Here is a 6,181-nt window from a genome sequence, read left to right as displayed (position 1 = left end):
TTTTTTAAAACTGGATATTGTTTCTTTATTATTCTGCTACTTGCACTTTTATAAGAATTAATGAATTTAACCAAATTTGTACTTGGTTTGGCTTCAAATAAAATATGAATATGATCAACCTCCCAATTCCGCTTCTTTAACTACAATACCATATTTAAAACCAATATCTTCAAAAATAACCATAAGTGAATCAAAAAATATCCTCATCAATAACCTTTCTACGGATATTTAATAACCAATACCAAATGATAAGATAACACGTATACTGAATGCTGATTCTTATTCAAAATACTACCCATAATAATCATTATAAGAAAAAAAACTATTTAAAAGTTAATAAAAAAATAGTATACCCAACTTGCAATTCATCCACAACTTACAGAAGTTGTGGTATTCTTGCATTATTAAGATAAACAGCGCTCCAAGAATTGTTCCGATGCCCACACTTCCGATGTGTCCTAAAAATACGTAGCTTAAAATCAGTGCGGTTGCAACGACACATATATCGAAATAAACCTTAATTCTTGGAAACGGCCTGTGGGTTACAATTGCTATGGCCTGTGTAACCCCTTCGACTGAAAGCGGAATGAAATTTGTCGGAACGTAGAAAAACAGTCCCAATGCAATCAGAAATATGCTTAAAAAACTCATCAAAAGAGCGATTATGAAGTTATCTGCCGGAGGTATGAAACCCATCAGGGACACTGATATGCTTGTAAATGCACCGAAGAGCACACCAACGAAGACCTGGAGGAAATGCTTGGGTTTGAAATTTCTTCGAAGCAAAATAAGTTCAATCAATACTAAAACAGCATGAAATATGAATGTAGCAAATCCGATTTCCATTGCCCATATCAAATCCATAGCATATGGAATTGAACTGACCGGAGCAGACCCCAAACCGGATTTGATTGAAAAAGCCACACCCAAAGTGATGAGATACAGTCCGAAAATATAGTTAAAAACTCTTTTGATAGTCAAATCTTCTCCACTAAATTGCATACAACACATAATATATTATTCATCATTTAAAAATATATCTTAAATTTTGAACGAGTGTACAAAATATATCATTAATAAATATGGAAATTGAATAAACTTACAAATTAAAAATATTTAATAAGTATAAAAATAATAGATATTAATAGCTTTAAACTAGCTAATCTTTTATATAATTTGGAGGAATTTAATGAATGATATTTTATTAATGCTTCCTGGACCAACAACAGTACACCCAAGAGTACTCAATGCAATGTCAAAAGCTGTTGTTAACCACAGAGGCGCAAAATACGGTGAAATTTTAACCGAAACTACTGAATTAATGAGTAAAGTTTTCCAAACCCCAAATAAATCTTATTTATTAACCGGATCAGGAACCGCTGCAATGGAAGCAGGAATTGCTAATACTGTAGCTCCTGGTGAAAAAATGTTAAATGTAGTAGGTGGAAAATTCGGAGAACGTTTCATGAAAATAGCTCAAACCCATGGAATTGACACACAAGAGTTAGCTGTCGAATGGGGAACTGCTGTAACTCCTGAAGCTATTGAAGAAGCTTTAGAAGCTGATGAAGATATTAAAGCAGTAAGTGTAATCCACAATGAAACCTCTACCGGAGTAGCTGCACCTATTGAAGAAATCGGTAAAGTAATGAAAAATTATGATGCATTATACATCGTAGATACCGTATCCTCCCTTGCAGGAGACGAAGTTAATGTTGAAAAATTCGGTATTGACGTCTGTCTTACAGGATCCCAGAAATGTATCGCAGCACCACCTGGAATGGCTGCTATAACCTTAAGCGACGACGCATGGGCTGCTGTTGACAAAGTGGAAACCAATACTTTCTACCTAGATTTAAAAGCTGCAAGAAAAAGCGGAGACAAAGCAGTACCTGAAACCCCATACACTCCATCCGTTAGCTTAACTTACGCTATGAATGAAGCATTGAAAATGGTTATGGAAGAAGGACTTGACAACAGGGTTGCTCGTCACCACAAAGCTGCTAAAGCTAGTGTAGCAGCTGTTAAAGCATTAGGCTTAGAATTATTCGCTGACGAAGCGGTATCCTCTGCAACTGTAACTGCAGTAAAAATGCCTGAAGGAGTTACTGACGCTGACTTCAGAGGAACCACCCGTGACAAATACGGTGTGGAATTAGCTGGTGGTCAAGATCACTTGAAAGGAAACATTTTCAGAATCGGACACATGGGAAATATTTCCTACAAAGAATTAACTCAAACTTTTGCAGCTATCGGAATGACCTTAAAAGGTTTAGGTGCAATTGAAGATGCTGGTGCTGGTGTAGCATCAATTACAGAATCATACTTATGATTCTGATTTTTTCTTTTTTTAATTTAAAATTTTAATTATAAGTTATAACTGGATGATTTGAAACTACTAATAAGTTATAAGTAATATATTTTTTACATCATTAGAAGTTATAAGTGAGAAGTTACACTTGAAATATACCTCTCCCTATAAGTTATAAGTTTTAAGGTAAAAGTTACACTTGAAATGCATGTCTCAAAAATAATAAGTTATAAGTTTTAAGGTAAAAGTTACACTTGAAACATATGTCTCATTTGTAAAAAAAGTATTACTTTTATGATTGCCTGCAAAAATACTAAAGTTTTTTAAAACAACAAAACATAATATTATATACTTAACATAGGATGTGAAACCATGTCTGACAATATTAAAACAACTGTTGAAGAATTACGTAAACTTATTAGTGTAGATAATGTAATTGGTAAACCAATTGAAACTGAAGATAAGGTGTTAATTCCTGTTATGAAGATGGGAGTAGGATTTGGAGCTGGTGAAAACATCTTGGGCGGCGAAGGCAGTGATGTGGCCGGAGCAGGAGCAGGTGTAGAACCAATTTCAATGGTAATGATTCCTAAAAAAGGAAATGACACTGAAGGCGTACGCGTACTTGATTTAAGTAAAGGAACAGAAACCAACAAAGCAATATCCGACATAGGATTAATTATTGGAGACCTTGTAAAAAGCATACTCGGATCCCAGAATGCAGAATACTACGATGAATCCGAATACATCGAACCTGAATACACTACAACAAGCGAAGAAATAGACGAATAGGAATCACTGCATGTTAAACATCCTGGGGATGATTATTTTAATAATCATCTTATTTATCATTATTCTGCTTTATATTGGAGTTAAAATAGCTTTCATATATGATAAAACAGACAGCAAATTCAAAGGATGTTTAAAAATACTAATTTTAAAAAAAATCAAAATATACTCTCTTGAATTCCCATCACAAAACGACAGGGAAGATGACGTGAAAGACAAACAGGAGAGTGAAAGGGACATTAAAGAACTTTTTGATTTGGCAAAGCCCTGCCTCAAATACTTTAAATACTTCTTGAAATCATTTGTAAAGTGCATCAGCATAACAAAACTTGAAAATCAGCTCATTTTAGGCCTTGACTCCTATGTAGACACTGCAAGATACATAGGATATATCTGGGGAGCGATAGCCATCATAAATTCAAGTCATAAAAATGCACGTTTAAGCGCCCAGCCATGTTTTACTGAAAGTAAAATTGACGCAAGAGGCATAAACGAACTTGACATTAACGTTTTAAAGTTGATACCTCCCGCCATAAAACTGATTTCAAAAAAAGAAGTTAGGGAACTGATAAAAGGTGTTAGAAATGGATGAAAGGGTGCAGGATTTTATTGAAGATATCTTTGATTTTAAAATCGATACGGAGTATCATTTTCGAACACTTTACGGATTGACATTTGTATTCAAAAGCGAAATTGCCACTGTCCGTGACAATGTATCCTCGGCATCAATAATTCCAATGGGAATAATTTATAGAGAAAATGATGAATATTATTTCGCACCCCTAGATGAGACATACCAAATAGATGATATTGTTAAGGAATTTGTCGAGAAGGAACTCATTTAGGAAGAGGTATGTTTTCACTTCTGCAAACCACTTCAACCACCAGCGGACCTTTAAGGTCACTTTCAAGAAGATACTCCAGATCAAACAGGTTATCCACACGAACCCCATCAATTGAATAGCTTGAAGACAATTTTACAAAGTCGGGATTATTGAGTGTTATTTGATAAGGTTTCATGTCATAGAATTGCTCCTGCCACTGCCTTATTATTCCAAACTCAGAATTGTTAAGTATGAACACCACAATATCAAGATTGTTTTCTTTCACGGTTGCAAGTTCCTGAAGGTTCATCTGGAAATCCCCGTCACCGTTTATGACAACAATACGTTCGCCGGTTGCAAAACTGGCACCAATAGCTGCAGGAAGACCATACCCCATAGGTGCCATCCCCCCGGAGAATAAAAGCTGTCCCGGTTTTTGACATTTTTTCATGAGTGTTGTCCATGTTGTGTGACTTCCGGCATCTGAAACAGTGATGTTATTGTCGAATTTTTCAAGGATTCTTTTTATGGCGGCCTGTGGTGACAAATCATCGTCAGTGCCTTCGATTTTGATGGAATTGTCAATTTCTAAAATTTCACCTAACCATTCTGTCTTTTTAAAGTTTATTTTGAAAAGAAAATCTTCAACTTTTCCATGAATCGGGTATTCGCCTACCAGAACGTCCCTGTTCAGGTTTACATGTATCAGGTTTTTGGGGATTTCGGGAAGTGTCCTTTCGCTTGCCTTGATTCCAAGTGCAATTATGCAGTCTGCATTTTCAAATGCATATCTTGCCTGAGGTGTTGCGCGTATACCGACAAGACCTAAGTTTAAATCGTCATTTTCTGATATTATGCCCTTTGCATGGAATGTTGTGGTTACGGGTATCTGGTATTTTTCGGAAATCCCTAAAATATTTTCCCTTTGTGAGATTGCACCTGCTCCCAGGATGAATAAAGGTTTTTCGGCTGAATCTATCAGTTTTTGAGCATCACTGATTTTGGAGAGGTCATCTTCACACAGATAGCACAAGTCAAAGTCATTGAAATCCTCTTCAAGTAGAACGTCCTTTGAAAGGTTGATATGAATCGGACCTTTAGGCATTGTCTTGAGCTCATAAATTGCTGCTCTTAAAACATACATCGCTTCGGTTCCGTTTAAGGGATTGTATGATGCTTTTGTAATGTGTTTGAATATTTCAAATTGAGGAAGGCTTTGAAAATGGTCTGTGTTTCTGTATTTAAGCTCATTATCTCCTGTGAGTACTAAAATTGGAACGTTGTCCTTGAATGCTGTTGCAATAGCCATTGTAAAGTTCAGCGCCCCTGGAGCGGCTGTTGAAATGCATACTCCCACTTTACCTGATGATCTTGCAAATCCGTCTGCCGCATGTGCTGCCGCCTGTTCATGGCGGGTGAGGACGTGTCTGATTTTTGAAGTTGAAAGTGCCTTGTAAAGAGGCATTATCTGCTCGCCTGGAATTCCAAAAACTGTATCCAATCCCTCTTCGGCAAGTATTTCAACGATTTTATCTGCTACATTCACTCTTCTTCCTCCTGATATGAGCCATTGTACTCACCTGAGCCTTCAACCGGAAATACGACTGCCTGAGCTATCCTGTCACCTGATTTGATTTTAAAGTCATATTCGCCATGATTATATATCATGAACATCAGTGTTCCGTAAAATCCCGGATCTCCAACGGCGGTTTGAACTGAAACGAATGACCTTAAAAGTGTTGAGCGTGGAAGGTAAAGCATTGTATAACCTTTAGGGATTTTAATTTTCCTTTTGATGCTTGCCAGATATGCAGTATGGGGCTTTAATGTGTAAATGTCCCCTTCAAGTTCCCTTATTTCAGGCAGGTTCTTTTCATTGTCTATAAGTGAGCCTCCTGAGGTCTGAACATAAATCTTATCAAGTTCCAAATCGATTCCGGATGGCTGTACCAAGTCTTTGAAATCCGGAAATATCTTAACCAGTTCTTTTTCACCGAGCATAAATATCAAAACCTTTTAATAATTTATTTATACTATCTACATAATAAATTTTAAATGGTGATAAATATGCCTGTAATTACAATTGCTGGAAACAATACAATAAGCTTAGAAAAGAAACGAGAAATGGTTAAAAAAGTAAGTGAAACAGTTGCTGAAGCATATGATTTGCCTATTGAAGCAATTACAGTTCTGGTTCAGCCATATGCAAAAGAAGACATTGGTGTTGCCGGAGGATTACTCTCCGATAAGGAATAGC

General features: G+C 36.3%; 8 protein-coding genes and 1 pseudogene. 5 read left to right on the top strand and 4 right to left on the bottom strand.

The genetic code is table 11. From position 1 onward, the window contains the following. Both E7Z81_RS12085 and E7Z81_RS10760 read right to left on the bottom strand, forming a co-directional pair. Positions 1-74, bottom strand: a pseudogene (locus tag E7Z81_RS12085) (IS200/IS605 family transposase); the annotation flags it as partial. A 259-nt stretch (positions 75-333) separates the two neighbouring features. Further along, a complete protein-coding gene (locus tag E7Z81_RS10760; protein ID WP_292747654.1) occupies positions 334-981 on the bottom strand; it encodes a DUF6198 family protein in 648 nt (215 codons plus the stop codon). A 208-nt stretch (positions 982-1,189) separates the two neighbouring features. On the opposite strand from E7Z81_RS10760, the gene E7Z81_RS10755 reads away from it, so the two are divergent. The 4 genes from E7Z81_RS10755 (at position 1,190) to E7Z81_RS10740 (ending at position 3,945) form a co-directional block, all read left to right on the top strand. Further along, positions 1,190-2,332, top strand: coding sequence for an alanine--glyoxylate aminotransferase family protein (locus E7Z81_RS10755; protein WP_292747651.1), 1,143 nt, complete (start codon positions 1,190-1,192; stop codon positions 2,330-2,332). A 351-nt stretch (positions 2,333-2,683) separates the two neighbouring features. Next, entirely contained in the window at positions 2,684-3,103 is a 420-nt protein-coding gene (locus tag E7Z81_RS10750; RefSeq protein ID WP_292747648.1) for a GerW family sporulation protein, read from the top strand. A gap of 28 nt (positions 3,104-3,131) precedes the next feature. Next, positions 3,132-3,692, top strand: coding sequence for a DUF2953 domain-containing protein (locus tag E7Z81_RS10745; protein ID WP_292747645.1), 561 nt, complete (start codon positions 3,132-3,134; stop codon positions 3,690-3,692). Continuing rightward, positions 3,685-3,945, top strand: a complete 261-nt coding sequence (locus E7Z81_RS10740) for a hypothetical protein (protein WP_292747643.1) — start codon at positions 3,685-3,687, stop codon at positions 3,943-3,945. Before E7Z81_RS10745 ends, E7Z81_RS10740 begins: the two co-directional genes overlap by 8 nt. Here E7Z81_RS10740 and E7Z81_RS10735 read toward each other — a convergent pair. Both E7Z81_RS10735 and E7Z81_RS10730 read right to left on the bottom strand, forming a co-directional pair. After that, complete coding sequence (locus tag E7Z81_RS10735) at positions 3,938-5,470, bottom strand: thiamine pyrophosphate-binding protein (protein ID WP_292747640.1); 1,533 nt, start codon at positions 5,468-5,470, stop codon at positions 3,938-3,940. The two genes, E7Z81_RS10740 and E7Z81_RS10735, sit on opposite strands and share 8 nt — an antisense overlap. Beyond that, positions 5,467-5,925 (bottom strand): deoxyuridine 5'-triphosphate nucleotidohydrolase, encoded by a 459-nt coding sequence (locus tag E7Z81_RS10730; RefSeq protein WP_292747637.1) that lies wholly within the window; start codon positions 5,923-5,925, stop codon positions 5,467-5,469. The genes E7Z81_RS10735 and E7Z81_RS10730 overlap by 4 nt, the downstream gene beginning before the upstream one ends. Before the next feature lie 66 nt (positions 5,926-5,991). On the opposite strand from E7Z81_RS10730, the gene dmpI reads away from it, so the two are divergent. After that, positions 5,992-6,180 (top strand): 4-oxalocrotonate tautomerase DmpI, encoded by a 189-nt coding sequence (gene dmpI, locus E7Z81_RS10725; protein ID WP_292747634.1) that lies wholly within the window; start codon positions 5,992-5,994, stop codon positions 6,178-6,180. The last annotated feature ends 1 nt before the right edge of the window (position 6,181 follow it).

The organism is Methanobrevibacter sp. (assembly GCF_015062935.1).
Lineage (GTDB): Archaea > Methanobacteriota > Methanobacteria > Methanobacteriales > Methanobacteriaceae > Methanocatella.
Note: the sequence above shows the minus strand (reverse complement) of the source record. Positions and strands in the feature narration are given on the sequence as shown.

Coding starts and splice junctions, on each gene's coding strand:
- dmpI (WP_292747634.1), top strand. CDS start 5,992: ATGCCTGTAATTACAATTGCTGGAAACAATACAATAAGCTTAGAAAAG.
- E7Z81_RS10745 (WP_292747645.1), top strand. CDS start 3,132: ATGATTATTTTAATAATCATCTTATTTATCATTATTCTGCTTTATATT.
- E7Z81_RS10755 (WP_292747651.1), top strand. CDS start 1,190: ATGAATGATATTTTATTAATGCTTCCTGGACCAACAACAGTACACCCA.
- E7Z81_RS10740 (WP_292747643.1), top strand. CDS start 3,685: ATGGATGAAAGGGTGCAGGATTTTATTGAAGATATCTTTGATTTTAAA.
- E7Z81_RS10730 (WP_292747637.1), bottom strand. CDS start 5,925: ATGCTCGGTGAAAAAGAACTGGTTAAGATATTTCCGGATTTCAAAGAC.
- E7Z81_RS10750 (WP_292747648.1), top strand. CDS start 2,684: ATGTCTGACAATATTAAAACAACTGTTGAAGAATTACGTAAACTTATT.